This window comes from Edaphobacter sp. FHG110511_03, assembly GCF_059115365.1.
The window spans coordinates 420,407-440,145 of sequence record NZ_JBZYWL010000004.1 but is presented as its reverse complement, the minus strand read 5'-3'; the positions used below and the strand labels follow the sequence as shown (position 1 = coordinate 440,145).

The 19,739-nt window shown below is 58.2% G+C and carries 12 protein-coding genes, 1 tRNA gene and 1 pseudogene; 8 read left to right on the top strand and 6 right to left on the bottom strand.

Going from position 1 to position 19,739, the window contains the following annotated elements:
* Positions 1 to 117: 117 nt before the first annotated feature.
* The 3 genes and pseudogenes from AC5S26_RS18740 to AC5S26_RS18730 all read left to right on the top strand — a co-directional run bounded on the left by AC5S26_RS18740 (position 118) and on the right by AC5S26_RS18730 (position 2,818).
* A complete protein-coding gene (locus AC5S26_RS18740; RefSeq protein ID WP_494186448.1) occupies positions 118 to 855 on the top strand; it encodes a prolipoprotein diacylglyceryl transferase in 738 nt (245 codons plus the stop codon).
* Positions 856 to 1,283: 428 nt separating this feature from the next.
* Positions 1,284 to 1,451: pseudogene (locus AC5S26_RS18735) on the top strand (hypothetical protein); the annotation flags it as partial.
* Positions 1,452 to 1,534: 83 nt separating this feature from the next.
* Positions 1,535 to 2,818: a radical SAM protein gene (locus AC5S26_RS18730; RefSeq protein WP_494186447.1), complete on the top strand. Its 1,284-nt coding sequence runs from the start codon at positions 1,535 to 1,537 to the stop codon at positions 2,816 to 2,818.
* 131 nt (positions 2,819 to 2,949) lie between these two features.
* Here the strand turns inward: AC5S26_RS18730 and AC5S26_RS18725 are convergent, their stop codons facing one another.
* Both AC5S26_RS18725 and AC5S26_RS18720 read right to left on the bottom strand, forming a co-directional pair.
* Positions 2,950 to 4,044 carry a 3'-5' exoribonuclease YhaM family protein gene (locus AC5S26_RS18725; protein WP_494186446.1) on the bottom strand — a complete coding sequence of 365 codons (1,095 nt, stop codon included), beginning with the start codon at positions 4,042 to 4,044 and terminating at the stop codon, positions 2,950 to 2,952.
* 87 nt (positions 4,045 to 4,131) lie between these two features.
* The gene (locus tag AC5S26_RS18720) at positions 4,132 to 6,153 is read right to left on the bottom strand and encodes a peptidylprolyl isomerase (RefSeq protein WP_494186445.1); all 2,022 of its coding nucleotides are present in this window, start codon (positions 6,151 to 6,153) and stop codon (positions 4,132 to 4,134) included.
* A 275-nt stretch (positions 6,154 to 6,428) separates the two neighbouring features.
* On the opposite strand from AC5S26_RS18720, the gene AC5S26_RS18715 reads away from it, so the two are divergent.
* Together AC5S26_RS18715 and AC5S26_RS18710 are read left to right on the top strand one after the other, a co-directional pair.
* A complete protein-coding gene (locus tag AC5S26_RS18715) occupies positions 6,429 to 8,048 on the top strand; it encodes a S41 family peptidase (protein WP_494186444.1) in 1,620 nt (539 codons plus the stop codon).
* Between the two features lie 99 nt (positions 8,049 to 8,147).
* Positions 8,148 to 8,942, top strand: coding sequence for a YbaY family lipoprotein (locus AC5S26_RS18710; RefSeq protein WP_494186443.1), 795 nt, complete (start codon positions 8,148 to 8,150; stop codon positions 8,940 to 8,942).
* A gap of 74 nt (positions 8,943 to 9,016) precedes the next feature.
* Here the strand turns inward: AC5S26_RS18710 and AC5S26_RS18705 are convergent.
* A tRNA-Gly gene (locus AC5S26_RS18705) sits at positions 9,017 to 9,091 on the bottom strand.
* 188 nt (positions 9,092 to 9,279) lie between these two features.
* Here AC5S26_RS18705 and AC5S26_RS18700 point away from each other — a divergent pair.
* Positions 9,280 to 11,337, top strand: coding sequence for an alpha-1,4-glucan--maltose-1-phosphate maltosyltransferase (locus AC5S26_RS18700; protein ID WP_494186442.1), 2,058 nt, complete (start codon positions 9,280 to 9,282; stop codon positions 11,335 to 11,337).
* The gene (treS, locus tag AC5S26_RS18695) at positions 11,334 to 14,537 is read left to right on the top strand and encodes a maltose alpha-D-glucosyltransferase (protein ID WP_494186441.1); all 3,204 of its coding nucleotides are present in this window, start codon (positions 11,334 to 11,336) and stop codon (positions 14,535 to 14,537) included. The genes AC5S26_RS18700 and treS overlap by 4 nt, the downstream gene beginning before the upstream one ends.
* Positions 14,538 to 14,611: 74 nt before the next feature.
* Here treS and AC5S26_RS18690 read toward each other — a convergent pair whose 3' ends face one another.
* Genes AC5S26_RS18690 through AC5S26_RS18680 form a run of 3 tightly spaced genes read right to left on the bottom strand, consistent with a single transcriptional unit; the run spans position 14,612 to position 18,111 of the window.
* On the bottom strand, positions 14,612 to 15,016 hold the full coding sequence (locus tag AC5S26_RS18690; RefSeq protein WP_494186440.1) for a VOC family protein: 405 nt from the start codon (positions 15,014 to 15,016) through the stop codon (positions 14,612 to 14,614).
* 42 nt (positions 15,017 to 15,058) lie between these two features.
* Complete coding sequence (locus AC5S26_RS18685) at positions 15,059 to 15,793, bottom strand: copper homeostasis protein CutC (protein ID WP_494186439.1); 735 nt, start codon at positions 15,791 to 15,793, stop codon at positions 15,059 to 15,061.
* Positions 15,790 to 18,111, bottom strand: coding sequence for a GH92 family glycosyl hydrolase (locus AC5S26_RS18680; RefSeq protein ID WP_494186438.1), 2,322 nt, complete (start codon positions 18,109 to 18,111; stop codon positions 15,790 to 15,792). The genes AC5S26_RS18685 and AC5S26_RS18680 overlap by 4 nt, the downstream gene beginning before the upstream one ends.
* 142 nt (positions 18,112 to 18,253) lie before the next feature.
* Between AC5S26_RS18680 and AC5S26_RS18675 the strand changes: the two genes are divergently transcribed.
* Positions 18,254 to 19,738, top strand: coding sequence for a glycoside hydrolase family 125 protein (locus tag AC5S26_RS18675; protein WP_494186437.1), 1,485 nt, complete (start codon positions 18,254 to 18,256; stop codon positions 19,736 to 19,738).
* Position 19,739: the final 1 nt, after the last annotated feature.

Sequence of the window (19,739 nt, the reverse complement as noted above, 5' to 3'; positions counted from 1 at the left end):
TGATTGGGCTGACAGCTAAACCTCGATATCCCGAAGTTGCCGATAATCCGACTTGCAGGAAGCTAAAGCGTTGAGTCTCGCCAAGCCATGGTCCACGCCACATACAATTGACCGCAAGTGACCTTCACCCCTCACCCCGGGCTCCACTCAGTCTTCGAGAGCCTCGCCTACATGGTAGGCTATGCCGTCTACCGACGGTCGCGTGACCGCAGCGGCGACTTCCTTCCCGACGATCATCGCTGGCTCATTATCGCTGCCGCATCCATCGGCGCCCTCCTCGGCTCTCGCCTTCTCGGTCTCCTCGAAGAAATTCCCGTCTCGCAACTAACTTGGCGAAGCCTCCTCCTCCCCGGCGGCAAGACAATCGTCGGTGGACTTCTTGGCGGCTGGCTCGCCGTCGAAATTGCCAAGCGCCTTAAGCACATTCACTCCCGCACCGGAGACCTCTTCGCCGTCCCCCTCTGCATAGGGATTGCCATCGGGCGCATCGGCTGCTTCTTCGCTGGCCTTGCCGACGATACCTTCGGCACGCCCACTTCGCTTCCGTGGGGAGTTGACTTCGGCGACGGCGTCCCCCGCCATCCCACCCAGTTCTACGAGATCCTCTTTCTTACCTTGCTCGCCTTCGCCCTTCTCCGCTATGATCGCCACCCTCACCCCGAGGGTGCCACTTTCCGTCTCTTCCTCGCCGCCTACCTCACCTGGCGACTCGCCATCGACTTCATAAAACCTCAACCCCTCCACTACGGTCTCAACCTCATTCAATGGGCTTGCCTCGCCGGTCTCCTTGCCCTCGCGCCTAGTATTGTTGAGCTGTTTCGCTTTCAAGAATCCGCGATCAGGAGTTCTCCATGAGCACATCGCCTTCGCCGCACGAAACCCAGCGCCAATCGATCAGCCTCTCCAGACTCGCAACCATCTTAGCCGTCACCTTCGCCATAGCCTTCGGTCTCTGCACTGCAAGTGCAACGGACGTTGTGGGGATCAATCAAAAGATAGGTGCGGGCTTGATATGGATTTCCGTTGCCATCGAAGGCGCTTGTCTTATTGGGCTCCTGGCGATCGGAATCATCGCCAGCTTCCGATCCAACCGAGGTAGATAGAATGATGCGCATGTCCCCATCGGAGCCAAAGCGCGGAGTCTCTTTAGCCAAACTCACCGCCTTCTTTGCAGCCATGTTCATTGTTAGCCTCGGGATCTGCGGATACAGCGTCCACACAGGCGAGGAGTTCGGCGGCACGCCCGGCTTTCTCTCGTTCACTGGGATGATCGTCTCCACCCTATGCCTGCTCGCCATTGGCCTTGCTGCACTCATTCGAGCGTTCAAGTAAGTCATCATCAGAGGACACCCATGCCAGCCCGCGTTCGCCCTTACCTCTACTACGACACAGCCGTCTCTATCTGCACCACCTGTTACCGCCGCATCGACGCCAAGATCGTCTTCGAAGAAAATAACGTCTTCATGCTCAAGCGTTGCCCCAGCCATGGCTTCGAGCGGGTCTTGATTTCGGACGATGTGGACTACTATCGGCGTTGTCGCGAAGTCTTCATCAAGCCTCCCGAGATGCCCGACCGCTACAACACACCCCCATCAACTTCGGTTGCCCCTACGACTGCGGCCTCTGCCCCGACCACGAGCAGCACTCCTGCCTATCGCTCCTGGAAATCTGCGACGCCTGCAATCTTTCCTGCCCCGTCTGCTACGCGCAGTCCGGAACCCACCGTACCGAGTTCAAGCCTCTCGACCAGATCGAGCGCATGCTCGACTGCATCGTTGCGAACGAAGCGCAACCTGACATCGTGCAGGTATCGGGCGGCGAACCCACCCTCCACCCCCAGTTCTTTGAAGTGCTGGACGCAGCCAAGCGCAGACCCATCCGCCACCTCATGGTCAACACCAACGGCATCCGGATCGCGCAGGATGAGGCATTTGCTGAGCGCCTCGCCACCTACATGCCAAGCTTCGAGCTATACCTTCAGTTCGACTCTGTTCGCCGCGAATCCCTCATACAGCTGCGCGGAGCCGACCTGCGCAACATCCGCGAGCGTGCACTCGAGCGACTGAATAAACTCGGCATCTCCACAACGCTGGTGGTCACAGTGGAACGCGGGGTCAACGACGACGAACTCGGCTCCATCGTCGAGTTCGCTCTGCAACACCCTTGTGTCCGCGGCGTCACCTTCCAGCCCGTTCAACAGGCCGGCCGCCTCGTCAATTACACCAGCGACGCCCACCGCCTCACACTGTCCGAAGTCCGCCGTCGCATCCTCAAACAGACCACCCACTTCAAGCCCGAAGACCTCATTCCCGTCCCCTGCCATCCCGATACACTCGCCATGGGATACGCCTTGAAGCTCGCGGGAAAGGTCGTCCCTCTCACCGGCCTGGTCTCGCCCGACGTCCTCATCAATGGCGGTCGCAATACGATCATCTACGAGCAGGATCCCGCCATCCGCGCAAGTATCGAATGCAGCCCTGACTTACGCGATCAAATCTTCAAACTGTTCTCGACCAACCACTCCCCCCAATCGCAAGCCAACACTCTACGCGAACTTCTCTGCTGCCTCCCCCAGGTTCTCGCGCCCAAGAACCTTGGATACGACAATTTATTCCGCATCCTCATCGTCCAGTTCATCGATGCCCAAACCTTCGATCTCCGCTCGATCAAGAAGACCTGCATCCACATTGCCCACCCGGACGGCGAACGCCTCATCCCCTTCGACACATACAACATGTTCTATCGCGATGCACTCGAACAGACCCGCCTTGGCCCACTTCGCGAAGAGGCAATGGCCGTTCGACGAGCAATTGTTTGAATATCGCGATAGCTCACCTCGGCCTCCGCAGCGTTGACAATACGGGGCTAGGTGTTGGTGAAACTGTCATTCCCGGAAAACGGGGTTATCGAAACCTCGCACCAGGGCACAAATTATGCGTCAACGTATTATCAGTCGACCGACGGTTCAGGATCGTCGCGGGGAGGCTGCTCGTACTCCGCAGCGTCCGATGACGACGTCACGGCTTCAGAGGTCGAGACGATGGCTGTCCCCTCCGGGGACGAGACTCCATCCTTCAGGAACGCCCGAGAGTTGAAGAGCGGGCGCTCCATGGAGCGGACCCAGTCGGTCACCTCGCCCGGGCCTTTGCCTTGCGTCTCGGCGTTGGCGAAGGCGTTGCGCAGTGTCTGCATCTTGGCTTCAAGGTCGTCGAGCGTGTTCAGGAGAAGCGCCTCGGGGGTCATGGGGAGCTTGGGAGAGCCAAACTCGTACTTGCCGTGATGCGAGAGGATCATGTGCTCGACCAGGATGCGGAGCTTCTCGGGGAATGGCTCGAGTTCGCGCACCTTTTCGATCAGCATGCCCTGCGCGATGCTGATGTGGCCGATGAGCTGCCCTTCGAGCGTGTAGCCGAAGCTGGACTTCCAATGCAGCTCACGAATTTTGCCGATGTCGTGCAGAATGGCGCCGGTTACCAGCAGGTCGGGGTCGACCTCGGGATAGAAGGGGGCCGTGGCCACGCAGACGCGGACGAGCGTAAGGACGTGTTCAAGCAGCCCTCCGATCCAGGCGTGATGCAACACCTTCGCAGCAGGAGCCATGCGATACGCGGCAGCGATCGACGGATCGTCGAGGAAGGAGAAGACAAGGCGGCGCAGATCAGCGTTGCTGAAGCGGGAGACAAAGCCGCGCAGCTCGTCCCACATCTCGTCGATGTTGAAGGAGGTGATGGGAAGGTAGTCGGTAGGGTCGATCTCGCTCTCGGCGGCGAAGCGGAGACGTTGCAACGCCATCTGAAACTTGTTTTGATAGCGCGTGATCTGGCCCTGCGCCTTGACGTAGCAGCCCTCAGAACAGACCGCGATAGAGTCGGCGAAGTCCTCCCACATGACGGCCGGTATGGAGCCGGTCTTGTCCGTGAGCGTGACGGTGAGAAACTGGCCGCCCTGGCGGCGTTCGCGAACCTGCAACGAGGAAAGAACGAAGTAGGAGGTAATGACGGAGTTGTCGAACTGAGGCGCGTCCGCAATAAAAAAATCTTTCATCAGAACACCAGAATACCTTGCTGGGCAAAGACAGAGACGCGAGGCAAAAGCCTCGCGTCTGGTCACCGGTAAAGGAAATTACGGTGGTTACTGATTTGGCTGCGGCGCAGGCGCTGCCGGTTGGGCCGGTTCGGGAGCCGGGGCCTGCGGAACAGGAACCGGCGCAGGCGTAACTCCCTGAGGAGTGGAGCCAAGAGACGGGTTTACCGTCGGGTCAGGAGGAGGCGGTGGGGGCTGTGCCTCGGTCGGCTTGTTCTGCAACCGTTCCTTGGCGGTTCCCTTTGCGCGCACGGCCTTCTTCTTGGTCGCGGTATCTCCGTTCAAGCCCAGCGGAGCGGCTTGCTCCTTTCGATCTTCCTGCTCCGGCGTGGTAGCAGCAACGGGTGTAAACGCCGCCTTTTGCTTTACCGCAGCCTGTTTCTTCGCGGCCTTATCGGCAGCCTCGGTCTTGGCACGGTAGCTGTAGCGGCTCTTGCCGGTATTTTCAGGCTTCGGGGCCAGAGGGTCTTCATTCGACTGCTGCGCGTTCGCGCTTTCCAGAGGGGCAATCGCCGTTCCGGGAGCAACTGCAGCTCCCGCATCGGCCGCCTGAGTGGACGAGGCTACGCCGGCACCGGCTCCCTCGGAGGCCACCTGCGGACCGGGAGGCAGCGAATTCCGCGGGGCCTGGCCGAATCGAACCTTCTCGCGCTTGATCTTCTTCGGCTTCGAAGGCGTAACGGATTTGCTGGCCGTCGTGGTGGGTGTTGCGGCAGCCGTGGCGGGTACGCCGTTTGGAACCGAGGCGTTCGCCGCCGGCGTGGAAGGGGTACCCGGCTCGGTGGGTGCAGCCGATGCAGCGGATGCCGCAGGAGCAGTGGATGCCACCGGTGCAGCTGGGGATCCGGCCACGACAGGAGTCGAACCCGGAGCAGGAGTCGTTTTGCTTACCTCAGAGAAACGTCCGCCCCGGTCAAAGCGCTCCTTCTCCCTCTTCTTTTTGGGAACCGGAGGAGCGTAGGCACTGAAGACGGGCTTGGTCTGGCGCGGGCTGGCTCCGGAGTCGATGAAGCCGGGCTTGATATCGATGTAGGCATCTTCCCGCAGCTTGGTCAGGTAGGTGCGCAGAGCAGGCTGCATCTGCTGCATGTACATCGCTTCCTGAATCTGAGGCTCGATGTCCTTGAGCGCGGGAACCCCGGCTTCCTGGTGTTCGGTAACCTTGAGGATGACAAAACCCTGGCGGGTACGAATGGGCGCGGTTACCCCGCCAGCGGGAAGCGAGAAAGTCTGATCTTCAATAACCTTCGCGAGGCCTCCACGCTTGAAGAGGCCGAGATCGCCTCCCTGCGAGGCGGTGGGACCGCCGGAGTTGGCTTTAGCCAGATCGTCAAAGGCACCGCCAGCCTTGATTTTTTCCGCGATTCCTTCGGCCTTGGCCTTGGCCTGCTCCACAACGGCATCGGTGGCGTCGGCGGGAGTGGGAACGAGGATCTCGCTGAGGCGCAGCTGCTCGGGTTGAGCAAAATCATTCTTGTGCGCGTCGTAGTAGGCCTGCTCCTGCCCCTGGGTCATCTGCAGATGGCGGCCGACCTCGTCGCGAACGACCTGCTGGGTGAGAATCCCGTTCCGGATATTGGCCTTGAAATCCTCGAAGGAGACCCCCTGCTGCCGGGCAGCCTTTTCCAGGTCCTCCATGGAGTCCATGTGGTTCTGCTTTCGGATCTCGTCGAGACGGCGGATCATTTCGGCATCGGCATTCAAGCCGAGTTCCTTGCCCCGGGAGAGGAGGAGTTGCTGGTCGATCATGTCGCGCAGCAGATTCTTCTGACGGTCGGCGGCCTCCTCCGGATTTACCTGATTCTGCTGATTTTCGCCGGCGAGCTGCTGTTGGCTTCGCTCCATATCGCTGCGGCTGATGATCCTGTCGTTCACCCTGGCAACGACGTCTTCCACCACGGTTCCGTTCGGCGTAATTGCGGTCGGCGTGGGCAGGGTTATCTGCTGCTGCGGCTCATTGGGGACCGACAGAGGGCTCTGATACCGCGGCGTCTGGGCCAGAGCCGCAACCGGCAGTACCAGCAGGCTAAACCCGCATACCGCCCCGAACTGCGAAATTCTAAAGGTCATCGTCACTCGTTTATCTTTACCAGGTCCTGTGGATAGGGCAGCTTACGCCCACGGTCCCGTCTTCGGATTGGACTTACCGGAGGCGGCGGACGATATCCGTCCCCCTCATTCTAACCGTCTCGAACGGAAGAGGCGAATCCCGTTTCCAACGGGAAAAAGCTTACCTGCCGATGCTATACTCCGTCCAATACAGGACGTTGTGTCTACGCAGTTCTGTAGGCCGTCTCGCGCAAGATTCCGCGCAGCTTTTGCTCTTTTTCGAGGTTACCGAACCGATGGCACCCCGCACACGCCGCGCCCTCTTCTCCGCAACTGTCTTTCTGGCCACCTGCGCGGTGGCCGGTACGCTGATCAACCAGAGAGTCGATGCCCAGTCCGCGACCGACGAATCGTCCCTTCGCGACAGCCTGCGCAACTTCACCAGCGTCTATTCCCTGGTCGAACAGAACTATGCCGATAAGATGACCACCGATAAGACGGACAAGGCCATCTACGATGGAGCGATTCCGGGCATGCTGCACGTGCTCGATCCGCACTCCAATTTCTACGATCCCAAGGCCTACGCGCAGATGCGTGAGGACCAGCACGGAAGGTACTACGGCGTGGGCATGACGATTCAGCCGCAGCCGGATGCGAAGGCCAAGGGCGGCACCAAGATCGTGGTGCTCTATCCCTTTGAAGGAACGCCCTCGTTCAAGGCCGGCATTCGTCCGGGCGACACCATTCTCTCGGTCGACGGCAAGAGCACCGAAGGCATGGATACAGCCGCGGTAGCGGCCCTGCTGAAGGGACCGCGAGGTACCCACGTCACCGTCTCGGTAAGCCGCGAGGGAGCGGCAAAGAACATGGACTTCGACCTGGTCCGGGATGAGGTCTCGCGCCCCTCGGTCGATCTGGCCTTCATGATCCGGCCGGGCGTCGGATACATGCACGTGACGAATTTCATGGAGACGACCAGCCGTGAAGTCGGCGACGCTCTCGACAAATTCGGCAACATTAATGGCCTGGTGATCGATCTGCGTGGAAATCCCGGCGGCCTGTTGAATGAAGCGGTCAACATGAGCGACAAGTTCCTGCAGAAGGGACAGATCGTCGTGTCGCAAAAGGGACGCGCCTTTCCGGATCAGGTTTACCGCGCCGCGCATGGATCGGATACGAAATATCCGATCGTAGTGCTGGTGAACCGCAATACGGCTTCAGCAGCCGAGATCGTCTCGGGCGCGCTGCAGGATCATGATCGCGCCTTGATCGTCGGTGAGACGACCTTTGGCAAGGGCCTGGTCCAGACTGTCTTTCAGGTCTCGGAGAATACGGGGCTTGCCTTAACCACCTATCACTACTACACACCATCCGGCCGCCTGATTCAGCGCAATTACAATCACGTTTCCCTGTACGACTACTACTATGTCCGCGATTCTGCCCAGCTCAAGGACAAGAGCAATCGCGAGGTGAAGCTGACGGATTCAGGGCGTACGGTCTATGGCGGCGGCGGTATCACTCCGGATCAGTCGATTGACAATCTCAAGTCGAACCGTTTCCAGGAGTCGCTGCTGCAGCACTATGCCTTCTTCAACTTCAGCAAGCACTATCTGGCCACGCACAACTCGGTCGGCAAAGACTTCACGGTCGACGACGCCGTGATGCAGGAGTTCAAGAGCTTCCTGAAGTCGGAGAGTATCGACTACACCGACCAGGACATTGCAGGCGTGCAGGACTGGCTGAAGGAGAGCATCAAGAGCGATCTATTCACCTCGCAATTCGGCCAGCTGGAAGGCCTGAAGGTTCGTGCGGAATGGGATCCCCAGATCGCCAAGGCCATTACCTTCCTGCCGGAGGCACAAACCCTGCAAGATCACCTGAAGCTGGCGCTGAAGAACAATCCAGCTCACAACTAACTGAGGCAGACCGAACGAGCGCCTGCATTGCCTTTGCGATGCGGGCGCTTTTCTTTGCAAGGGCCGAGGCTATAGTGGTAACGACAAGGAGAGGTCCTCATGACGTCGATCCATGTTGCAGGCGCACTTGTCATGGCAGCTTCCCTTCTGCTTCCAGCAACTGAGATGAAGGGGCAGGGGATGCTTTCCCTCGAGGGGACCGCAACCTACCGGGAGCGCATCCCGCTACCGCCAGATGCAGTCTTCGAGGCCACGCTGGAGGATGTGTCCAGAGCGGACGCTCCCGCATCTGTGCTGGGGCAGGCGCGAATCGAACAACCGGGGAACCCTCCCTTTCATTTCAGCATTCAGTACGATCCAGCGCAGGTCCTTCCAAACCATCTCTACGCGGTTCGCGCCCGGGTTACGGAGGCCGGCCGCCTGTTATTTACCACGGACCAGCGCTATCAGGTTCTCACCCAGGGCCATGGAAGCGAGATCGGAACGATGATGCTTCGTCATGTCTCAGGCGCCGCCACCGGACCCAGAACCGCATCCGTACCTCTTCGCGAGACGTACTGGAGATTGGTTCAGGTGGGGGACAAGCAGATCACACCTGCCGATGAACAGCAGGAGGCCCATCTGATCTTTTCCATGGAGGATGGGAGAATCGCAGGGTCCGGGGGGTGCAATCGACTTGCAGGAACCTACACTGCGAACAACGATGCCCTTCGTTTCGGCGGCGTGGCCAGCACCAGAATGGCCTGTACGCACGGAATGGAGACGGAGTCGAACTTTCTCGCGGCTCTCGAGCACGTGCGAACCTGGAAGATTTCGAACCGGCAACTCGAGCTTTTCGATGACGGTGGAAAGGTACTGCTCCGCTTTACGGCACAGGCCTCGAAGCCGAAGTAAAAAGATCAGTTGGAATGGACTATCGCAGTGAGAGGGATGCGGGCGTCTTGAAATCGATGGGGGCCCTGAGGTTCTGGAGCGGGAGACGGGGATCGAACCCGCAACCAACGGCTTGGGAAGCCGCTACTCTACCATTGAGCTACTCCCGCTTGTTCGCCTTATTATAGAGCTTCTTCCATCAAAATAGTCAGGCTGTGAATCAGGACATGGTCAAAAAACGATCGATTGAGGATTGGATCTTCTCTTTGCCATTTTGCGATTCCAGACAAACGCAACTCAGCGTCATCGCATCTTCCTTGAAGGCAGGTTTGGCATCAGACAAAGAGGGGGAGTCCGCTTGAAGGCTTCGGAGGGAAGAGCTCGCGTCGTTGTAGAAGACGTTCGACCGCAGATCGACTATGGTCGATTTTCTGTAAAAAGAATCATCGGGGATGAGATCCAGGTAACCGCGGCTGTTTACGGCGACGGGCATGATCACATTGCAGCCCGTGTGCTTTACCGTCACGACACAGGGGGTGAATGGCATTCTGTAAAGATGGAAGCTCTGGGGAACGATATGTGGAGCGCTCGCTTTACACTCGACACCCTGGGGGAATGGCAGTTTCGCGTCGAGGGATGGGTGGACCACTTCGATACCTGGGCCAGCGATCTCGCCAAGCGGATCGCCGCACAGCCGGATGGCGCCACTATTGACGCCGGGCAGGAGAACACCGACAAAGACCTGCAGGCCGGCTCCAACGTCGTCCCGGAATTGGCGCGGGATATCCAATTGGCCTTCCGCACAGGAGCAGGGCTCCTGAATCACCTTGCCACGAATGTCATTGGACCGGATGCCAAAAAGCTAACGGATTTTGCTTCATCGCTATGCCGGCTTGCCGATCAGGGAGCCACGCGCTACGACAACCCACTGACAGACTCTCTGAAGGAGTTGACGGAACGCTATCCCGATCTCCGCTTCAGCACAAAGTCCGCGGACTACAGGGTGTGGGTGGATCGTGAGCGAGCCCGGTTTTCGACGTGGTACGAGTTCTTTCCTCGCTCTGCGGGAGAAAACGGCCGGCATGGAAGGCTGTGCGATGCAGCCAGGCAAATCCCGCAGCTCGCGGAGATGGGGTTTGACGTCATTTACTTCCCCCCCATCCACCCCATCGGAAATGCCTTTCGCAAAGGCCGCAACAACAATGTGGTTGCAACTGCGGAAGATGTAGGTAGTCCATGGGCAATTGGCAGCGAGCAGGGCGGTCATACTGCGATCGCGCCGGAGCTTGGAACGCCTGAGGATTTCGATGAGATGGTACGCGTAGCGCAAGACTCCGGAGTGGAGATCGCCCTGGATATCGCGTTCCAGTGCTCTCCCGATCATCCATGGGTCAAAACCCACCCCGAGTGGTTTTCGATCCGTCCGGACGGATCAATTCAATATGCGGAGAACCCGCCGAAGAAGTATCAGGACATCTATCCGCTTAACTTCGAGTCCTCGGATTGGCAGGGATTGTGGGAAGAGCTATGTGACGTGTTTCTCTTCTGGGCGGAGCGCGGCGTGCGCATCTTCCGCGTCGACAACCCGCACACGAAAGCCCTGCCCTTTTGGGAGTGGTGTATCGATACGGTGAAGAAAAGATATCCGGACGCGCTGTTCCTTGCAGAGGCATTCACCCGTCCGCACGTTATGTATGGCCTGGCAAAACGCGGTTTTTCCCAAAGCTATACCTACTTCACCTGGCGCAATACCAAGACAGAGCTGACGAGCTATCTGACAGAGCTGACGACTCTGCCCGTACGCGATTTTTTTCGCCCGAACCTGTGGCCCAATACGCCGGATATCCTTCCCGAGTTGCTGCAAAAAGGAGGGCGAGCCGCTTTCGTACAACGTGCCGTTCTGGCCGCAACCCTCGGCTCGAGCTACGGCATCTATGGCCCGGCATTCGAGCTGATGGATCACGTTCCCGTGCGGGAGGGCAGCGAAGAGTATCTCAACAGCGAGAAATATCAGCTTCGTTTATGGGCGCGGGAACGGGAAGACTCGTTGATGCCGCTGCTTCAAATCCTAAATCGAGCGCGTCAGCAGCATCCGTCGCTTCAGCGGAATGAGACGCTCCGATTTCACGAAATCGGAAATCCCAATTTGCTTTGCTACAGCAAGCGTTGGGGTGACGATGTGATCCTCACTGTCGTCAATCTGGATACTGTGTTCGCACAAAGCGGGTGGACCGATCTCAACATGGACGAGCTGGGGCTTAAACACGACGATAGATATACGGTTCGCGATCTTTTGCGCGATGGGCTCTATGAATGGAGTGGCCCCAGCAATTACGTTTTGCTTGATCCAGCCGTTATGCCGGCTCACGTTTTTCATTTAATCCCTCCGGGACATGCTGATGAGGAAGGCTTGTGATTAGAAAAAAAACAGGCAGTACCACCGATCCACTCTGGTACAAGGACGCGGTGATCTACGAGCTTCATGTGAAGGCCTTCGCTGACTCGAACGAGGACGGCATCGGCGATTTTCCAGGCTTGATGAGCAAACTGGATTATCTGCGGGACCTCGGGGTCACCTGCATCTGGCTGTTACCCTTCTTCCCTTCTCCCCTGCGGGATGATGGCTATGACATCGCCAGCTATAACGACGTCAATCCCCACTACGGAACCCTGGACGACTTCAAATCCTTTCTCAATGCGGCGCACCAGCGCGGCATGCAGGTGATGATCGAGCTCGTCATCAATCACACCAGCGATCAGCATCCCTGGTTTCAGGCGGCACGCCGGGCTCCAGCGGGCTCTCCGGAACGCGACATGTATGTATGGAGCGATTCGGATCGCCTGTTCAGCGGTGTGCGCATCATCTTTACCGACACGGAAAAGAGCAACTGGACATGGGATGACGAAGCAGGAGCGTACTACTGGCATCGCTTCTTCTCGCATCAGCCGGATTTAAACTTCGACCACCCGCGCGTAATGGAAGAGGTGCTGAGCGCAATGCGCTTCTGGCTGGACATGGGCGTAGATGGCCTGCGCCTTGATGCGATTCCCTATCTTGTAGAACGCGACGGAACCAGTTGCGAGAATCTGGACGAGACGCACGCGGTCATCCGCAAAGTCCGCGAGGCCATCGATGCAGAGTACGACAACCGGCTTATTCTTGCCGAAGCCAATATGTGGCCGGCCGATGTACGGCCTTATTTCGGCAATGGCGACGAGTGTCACATGGCCTTCCATTTTCCGTTGATGCCACGAATCTACATGGCGCTCCGGCAGGAAGACCGCTTGCCGATTACAGAGATCATGGCGCAGACGCCCGAGATCCCTGAAAACTGCCAATGGGGTCTTTTTTTGCGCAATCACGATGAGCTCACGCTCGAAATGGTGACGGACGATGAGCGCGATTACATGTATTTTGCCTATTCGGCCGATCCTCGTATGCGCATCAACGTGGGAATCCGGCGCAGGCTGGCTCCTCTTGTCGACAACAATCGACGGCGAATCGAGTTGTTGAACTCCATTCTTTTTTCTTTTCCAGGGACGCCGATTCTGTACTACGGCGACGAGCTCGGCATGGGAGACAACATCTACCTGGGCGACCGCAATGGTGTGCGCACTCCCATGCAGTGGAACAGCGATCGGAATGCGGGCTTTTCCCGCGCGGTTCCGGCAAAGCTCTATTCGCCTGTCATCATGGATCCGATCTGGGGCTATCAGGCGATCAACGTCGAAGCACAGGAGAGCGACACGTCGAGTCTGCTGCACTGGACCCGCAACATGATTGCCTTGCGGAAGCTCTTCCAAGTGTTTGGCCGCGGCACGCTGGAGTTTTTGAAGCCGGAGAATCGCAAGGTACTCGCATACGTGCGCGAGTACGATGGCGAACGCGTGCTATGCGTGGCAAACCTTTCACGGTTTGCGCAACCGGTCGCGCTCGACCTGAGCCGATGGGACAGCATGATTCCAGTAGAGATGCTTGGCTATGTTCCTTTTCCCGTGATCCGAAAAGAGCTCTATACCGTGACCCTTGGGCCTTACGCTTTCCTGTGGCTCGAGCTGCAGGATGCGCCCAAGCATGAGCAGGCGGCTCCTGCTACAGCGGCGCCGGAAGTCATCATTCCCGCCGATGACATCGCCAGCGTCCTAAGCGGGCCTGGTCTTGAGCTGCTTCAAGAATCGGTGTTGCCCAAGTACATGGCAAAGCAGCGCTGGTTTGGATCAAAGGCGCGAACGATCCAGAGCGCGACCGTTGCCGATTGGATACCGCTGCCCGTAAAAGACGCGGCTCTTTTGCTGGTGGATGTCAGTTATACCGAAGGAGAGCCAGACAGGTACACACTCCCGGTCGCATTGCGGTTCGAGGAACTGACCGATTCCGCGGATCGTTATCTCATCGGAAACGTCCGCCGCTCCGGAGATGACGGAACACAGATCGGAGCACTGCTTGACGCGCTCTCCCTGGAAGAGGTGCGCACTGCCCTGCTCGCACTTATTCAAAAGGAAGAACAGATCTCGTCTATAAATGGCACGCTCTCCGGCCAGGCTGGAACAGGGTTGAAGAACGCAGAGAAGGTATCTCCATCGCGGCTCTCCTCGGCGGAGCAGAGCAACTCCTCTATTCTTTTTGGCGATTCCCTTATTTTGAAGCTTTTCCGACGTGTCGAAGAAGGCATAAATCCAGACGTGGAGATCGGGCGAGCTCTTACAGAGGAGGCTCACTTTGCACACACGCCGGCCTTTGCCGGAGAGATCGTTTACACCACGGATGTCCCGGACGAGCCTGCGCAACGAAGCTACGTTCTCGGACTGCTCCAGGAACAGGTGCGAAATCAAGGGGATGGTTGGAGCTGGACGCTGGGAGAACTGCAGACCGCCAAAGACTCTGCAGTTGCGGATCCGGCAGCTACTTACCGCGGTGCAGCCACGCTGCTGGCAAAACGAACCGCAGAGATGCATTCCTCGCTCGCAGCCGCTCAAGGCAAAGATATGATTCCTGAGCCTGCATCGGCTGAAAAACTGTTGGCAGATGCAAGCCGCCTGCGCGGACAGATCACTTCTACGCTCTCTCTTCTGCGCCAGAAATTTGCCGATCTTCCGGATGAATATGTTGCCGATGCGGCAGCACTGCTTGCGCGACGCAGCGCCATGGAAGCTTTAGCGGACCGCATGGCTTCCCTCTCTCCAACCGATGCTGGCCAATGGACCCGGATCCACGGCGATTACCACCTGGGACAGGTGCTGCGCACAGAGGATGACTTTGCCATCCTCGATTTCGAAGGAGAGCCCGTAAAGTCTCTGGAGGAGCGGCGCCGGCGACAGTCCCCATTACGCGACGTAGCCGGGATGCTGCGGTCTTTCAGTTATGTTGCTGCGGCCTTCGGCAACCAGCATCCGGAAGCAAACGAGTGGCTTCGGGATTGGGACCGGACCGTGCGCGCTACCTATCTAAATGCGTACGCGGCTGAACGCGGTCTGGAGGTAGCTGGTTCTCTGAAGGTGATGTTGTCGGGATATCTTCTGGAGAAGGCTCTCTATGAGCTGCAGTATGAATTGAACCATCGCCCTGACTGGGTGGCCATACCTTTGCGAGGAATTCTACAGGTTGTTGCGGAGTAGACGTGTAAGGCATGATGACAGATTCGTACGATGGGCGATCGCGTTTATGCGGTTATAGCCCATCGTGAAGCCGTTTACTTCACCAGCGTTCCACCCCAGTCCGCTGGATCTACATCAGCAGTGGATTGGGAAAACGTCCACCGGTGCCCTGCAAAATCTTCGGCGGTGTATTGCCTCTCCCCATAGGGATAGTCAGCGGGTGGCTGCAACACGCGTGCACTGCATTTGCGGGATTGCGCGAAATGAGAATGGACATCCTCCACTCGCACCATCACCGAACAGAGACCATGCTCATCTCCTGATCCTTCCGTGATGACAATCGCGCCATCCCCCACATCCAATTGTGCGCGATGATTCCCTATCCGCAGTCGCAGAGTAAAGCCGAAGGTCTCACAGAGCCATTTCACAGCGAAATCGACATCCGGATAGGCGAGCACTGGAATCACGGTGGATGCCGGCATCGAGCGGTTCGATAACATCGTTTACCTCGCCTACTCAGAGAATCAATGGATCGGCATCTGTCATGGAAGGCGGAGTTCATGAATAACCGCGCGAACATCTGCGGGATCGACGGTGAACTCGTCTTGTGAAGACACCAGAACATCGCTTCGCTGCTGGTCAGCAACGGTGTTCACAACCCGTCGCATACTTCCATGGAAGTGATGAATCCCGCTCGTGCGGGCGACCGACGCGGCATTAACAATGCGAAGTCCTCCGCCTGCCGCGACATCGATCCTGCCCGAGGCCCGCGCCATCAGCTTCGCAAGCTTCGCGCTTCCGGCGACGACATCACGTTCTCCGCCTGAGGTCAAAACTCTTTTGCAGCCTGCGGCAACGACATCTTCCAGTGCCTGGTCGAGCGAAGGGGTAAGGTCGAATGCGCGATGGAAGGTTACTTCCAGCGGCGACGCCAACTCTACCAATTCCCTGGTGCGGTCGATGTCCACGGTCCTGTCGGCACGCAGAAGCCCAAGCGCAAAGCCTCTGGCTCCGAGTAGGCGTGCGTGCTCAAGATCGTCCCGCATCAGGGCGAATTCTTCAGGAGTGTAATGAAAGTTGCCGCCGCGAGGCCGCAACAGGACGTAGACGGGCAGTCCACTTTGCGCGATGGCGGCGCGAATTAAGCCATGGCTTGGCGTCAGTCCGTCTTCACTGAGCGCCGAGCATAGCTCGATGCGGTTTGCGCCACCCTCCCCTGCAGCGAGACATGCCTGCAGGGTTTCGGCGCAAAGCTCGAAGGTGATGGCACGTGTCACGACAGCTTGAGCGACGGCGGAGCCACGGAGGGGTCAGTTCCGAGCGAAGGATTCGGTTCCGCTCCCATGGTGAAGACGAGCTTTCCTCCCCCAGCGATTTCGGAGTGATGGAACCAGCACCTTTGCTGCTCTTTACCGTTCAGCGAAAACGCCTGAATGTACTGGTGCGCTGGATCTTTTCGTTCGACAACCAGTTCCAGCTTCTTGCCGTGGCCAAGCTCGAGGGTTGCGCTTTCGAACAGCGGCGAGCCAAGGATGTAGTTCCCACTGACCGGATCCACCGGATAGAAGCCCAGGGAACTGAGGATGTACCAGGCCGACATCTGGCCGACATCTTCGTTGCCCTGCATTCCATCGGGTTTAGGCGCATACATTGTTTCGAGCAGGCTGCGAACGCGGGCCTGGGTCTTGTGCGGCGCACCCGCGTAGACGTAAAGATACGCAATGTGGTGCGAGGGCTCGTTGCCGTGGGCATACTGCCCAACCAGCCCGGCGATATCGGGTGGAGCGTCTTCAGGAAGATCGCTCGGCGCGGTAAAGAGCCCGTCGAGCTTGGTTACGAAGGCTTCGCGGCCTCCGCACAGCTCAATCAGGCCTGCAGCGTCATGCTGTACACCGAAGGTCGTCTGCCACGCGTTGGACTCGGTGTAGTCGCGCCACTTCTTCATATGGCCCATATCGATTGGGCGGAAGGGCGATGTCCAGCTGCCATCCTCAAGCTTCGGTCGCATGAAGCCGACAGACTTATCGTAGTAATTACGGTAGTTTGTCGACCGCTTGACCAGCATCGCCGCATCGTCGCTCTTGCCCAGCTTGCGGGCGACATGAGCGATCGACCAATCGTCATAGCAATATTCGAAGGTCTTCGAGACGGATTCGCCTTCTTTATCGGCGGGGATGTAGTTGAGCTTGCGGTAATAGCCGAGGCCGCGATAGTCCTCGACCATGGCGCGCTTCATCATCAGGCCGTAGGCCTTCTCGTAGTCGATGCCGGTAAAGCCCTTGTTGCATGCTTCAGAGATGACCGCTGCCGAGTGATAGCCCGTCATCGTTCCCGTCTCGGTCGACATCAGGGGCCACACAGGCATCCCGGCTGGGCTCTGCTCGGCCATGCGAATCAACGTATTCATGAACAAGGGAACGCGCTCTGGTTCGATAAGTGTGTAGGTCGGATGCGCGGCGCGGAAGGTATCCCACAGAGAGAACGTGGAAAAATTGTGTTCGCCTTTGGCTAGCGTGTGGACCTGATTGTCCATACCGCGATATCGGCCGTCCACGTCGTCGAAGAGGGTCGGGCCCAGCGACAGGTGATAGAGCGCGGTGTAGAAGATTCGCTTGTGGTCCTCGTTCGTGCTCGTGACCTGAATCTTCGAAATCTGGCGCCGCCAGGTCTCTTTTGCAGTTGCGCGAATCTTGTCGAACTCCCAGGCCGGTGCTTCGGCCGCGAGATTTTTTGCGGCTCCTTCGGCATCAACACCCGATATTCCTGTCTTCACCAACAGCCGCTCATTCGCTTTTGTGGTGAAGTAAAGAACGCACTTGAGATTCTTGCCCTTCAGATCTTCTCCGCTGGCGGGAGCCGGAACTTCCTTGTCGTCCGAGTAGAAGACGATGCGATCAGGGCGCTTCGATAGCTTGAGTGTGAAGTATGCATGGCGATCCTTCCCCCATGCGGAGGTCCGCCTTCCGCCGGCCAGCGTATCCGGCGCAACCAGGCGCAGCTCAGCCGAATCGCAGGGTCCGGCTCCCGGGCCGTAGCCATGCTGTAGATCGAGGATGAGGTAAGACTTGTCGCTTGCCGGGAAGGTGTATCGATGCATTCCGGTGCGCTCGGTCGCGGTGAGCTCTGCGCGCACCTTGTAATCCTTCAGCACAACGGAGTAATAACCGGGCTCCATCTGTTCGTCGGCATGATCGAAGCGCGAGCGGTAGCCCTCATCCGGATTCTTTCGGTCTCCGGGCACGATGTGCGCCGTCCCGGTTCCTGCCATCACGAGAAAATCGAGAAGGTCGCCGCAGCCGGTGCCACTCAGGTGAGTGTGGCTGAACCCCATGATTGAGCTATCCGAGACGTGATATCCCGAGCACCAGTCCCATTCATCGTTGAAGGTATCCGGGCTAAGCTGCACCATTCCAAACGGAACTGCCGCGCCTGGAAAACAGTGACCGTGACCACCGGTCCCAATCCGAGGATCCACCCAGCGCAATCCGTCCTCATTCGATTTGCCGTTAGCGGCGTAAACAAACTTGTCCAGGGGAAGTGCGCTCGCAGCGCAAACAGCAGCGCTCCGCTCCAGAAATTTTCTACGACTGATCATGCATTCTCCGAATTCGGCAGAGATTTAAGAATGGCTGCCACAATACAGCAACAGCCCTAAGGGTGATTACCAACCTGGAGACCATTGTTACGTAAGCGATGACGCACCGGCAACTATGACAGAATGACACCAAGCGAAATCCATGAACATTTCCGATCCCCTATCCAGTAGACGAAGCTTTCTCCGTTCCGCCGCATCCGCCGCTCTCGTTCCCGCTTTCGGCCTCAACCAGCAGGCCCCCGGCGTAGAGCCTCAATCCTCTGTTGAGCTTCCGCCGGTCAAAGCTCCCTGGGATATGTCGCAGGGCAGGCCGAAACCCTCGGAACGCAAGTTCCACAGCGATGCCGTTGAAGCCTTCTTGACGGAACGCAGCGCTCATATCGCCGATCCGGTGCTTGCATCCCTCTTCGTCTCCTGCTTTCCCAATACGCTGGACACGACTGTAGAGCCAGGCACCTTTGAAGGCAAACCCGACACCGCGGTATTGACGGGAGATATCGCGGCCATGTGGCTGCGCGACTCCTCCGCGCAGGTGTGGCCCTATCTCCCGCTGGCAAAAAACGACCGGAAGCTCCGCGACCTTCTCGAAGGCGTGATCCGGCGACAGGCACGCTGCATCCTTATCGATCCGTATGCGAATGCCTTCATGGCAGACCTCAATGCTCCCGCCTTACCCTGGAGCCTGAAAGACAAGACCGAACTGCGTCGCGGTGTAGGCGAACGCAAGTGGGAGGTCGACTCTCTCTGCTATCCCATTCGACTGTCTTACGGATACTGGAAACAGACAGGCGACGTTGGCCCCTTCGACCGGCGATGGCACGATGCCATGCGGCTGATCGTCGATACCTTTCGCGTTCAGCAGCGCAAAAATGGGGATGGACCGTATCGTTTTCAGCGCGAATCCACGGCTACGACAGAGACTCTTCCAGCAGCGGGCCTGGGCAATCCGGTGCGCCCAATCGGTCTCATCACCTCGGGATTTCGCCCCTCCGACGACGCATGCATCTTTCCCTTTCTCATCCCATCGAATCTCTTCGCCGTCACCTCGATGCGTCAACTTGCTGAAATGGGACATTCCATCCTTCACGACGACACGCTCGCCAACAGCGCCAGCTCGCTCGCCGACGAGGTCAGTCGCGCGCTACGTGAGCATGCGATCGTCCCAACGCCAGAGGGAACGATCTGGGCCTACGAGATCGATGGCTATGGCAGCAGATTGTTGATGGATGATGCAAACGTTCCCAGCCTGCTGGGCCTTCCCTATCTCGGAAGTTCTCCCGATGCAGCTCTTTATGCCCGCACCCGGGCCTTCTGCTGGAGCGAGCGCAACCCATGGTTCTTCCGGGGCAGCGCCGGCGAAGGCATCGGCGGGCCTCACGTTGGCCGCAACATGATCTGGCCGATGTCCCAGATTATCTATGCCCTTACCAGCACGCGCGAGGATGAGATTCGCCACTCGCTTGCCATGTTGAAGAATTCCGCGGACGGGTTCGGTTTTATGCACGAAAGCTACTTTAAAGACGATGCACGCCGCTTTACCCGGGCCTGGTTCGCGTGGGCAAATACGCTCTTCGGCGAGCTGTTAGGAGAGCTTGCGGCCACACGCCCAGCAATTCTGCGCGCGTGAC

Coding starts and splice junctions, on each gene's coding strand:
- AC5S26_RS18725 (WP_494186446.1), bottom strand. CDS start 4,044: ATGAAAGATTTTTTTATTGCGGACGCGCCTCAGTTCGACAACTCCGTC.
- AC5S26_RS18720 (WP_494186445.1), bottom strand. CDS start 6,153: ATGACCTTTAGAATTTCGCAGTTCGGGGCGGTATGCGGGTTTAGCCTG.
- AC5S26_RS18715 (WP_494186444.1), top strand. CDS start 6,429: ATGGCACCCCGCACACGCCGCGCCCTCTTCTCCGCAACTGTCTTTCTG.
- AC5S26_RS18710 (WP_494186443.1), top strand. CDS start 8,148: ATGACGTCGATCCATGTTGCAGGCGCACTTGTCATGGCAGCTTCCCTT.
- AC5S26_RS18690 (WP_494186440.1), bottom strand. CDS start 15,016: ATGTTATCGAACCGCTCGATGCCGGCATCCACCGTGATTCCAGTGCTC.
- AC5S26_RS18680 (WP_494186438.1), bottom strand. CDS start 18,111: ATGATCAGTCGTAGAAAATTTCTGGAGCGGAGCGCTGCTGTTTGCGCT.
- AC5S26_RS18675 (WP_494186437.1), top strand. CDS start 18,254: ATGAACATTTCCGATCCCCTATCCAGTAGACGAAGCTTTCTCCGTTCC.